At 67.5% G+C, this 717-nt stretch carries 1 pseudogene; it reads right to left on the minus strand.

Annotated features, from left to right (window positions below):
• Window positions 1-575 (minus strand): annotated as a pseudogene (locus IEX05_RS15590) (IS3 family transposase); the annotation flags it as partial.
• Window positions 576-717: the final 142 nt, after the last annotated feature.

Below are 717 nucleotides of genomic sequence, written 5' to 3' on the forward strand. Positions count from 1 at the left end.
GCAGGTCCTGCCGTGTGGCCCAGCGCTGCTGGTTGAGGACGTTCGTTTGAAGAAGCGACCAGAAGCTCTCCATTGCCGCGTTGTCTCCCGCCGCGCCGACTCTGCCCATCGATCCGACCATGTCGTGACGACGCAGCTCGCGGGCCATCGCCCGGCTGCGAAACTGACTGCCCCTGTCGGCATGCAGGATGCAGCCAGCGACCTCACCGCGGCGGGCGACGGCGTTGCGGAGGGCGTCAACGGCGAGCTTCGCGGTCATNGATCCGGTTGGAGAACACGTCTTTGATCGCGCAGCAGTAGAGCTTGCCTTCGCTCGTCCAATGCTCCGTGATATCCGTGAGCCAGAGCCGGTTCGCGGCATCGGCGCGGAACACCCGCTTCACGTGATCGTCGAATACGGGCGGTCCGGCCTTCTTGCCCTTCCCGCGTCGCCGGCGTTGCGCGGACGAGAGGATCCCGGCCTGCGAGCACAACTTCCACGCCGTCCGGCGGCTCATCCGCCACCCCGCTCTGCGGGCTTCGTCGGCGAGGTAGCGGTAGCCGAACGTCGGGTCGTCGTAGTGCGCGTCATGGAGCGCGTTGATCCGATACGCGCGGAGCACGTCCGCGTCCCGGACCGGGTCGTTGCGCCACCGGTAGTAGGGCTGCCTTGCGAGCTTGAGGACCCGGCACGACACCGTCACGGGGATCCCCGCGTCGGCGAGCTCAGATACGAGC

Source organism: Microbacterium nanhaiense (assembly GCF_014646015.1).
GTDB classification, from domain to species: Bacteria; Actinomycetota; Actinomycetes; order Actinomycetales; family Microbacteriaceae; genus Microbacterium; species Microbacterium nanhaiense.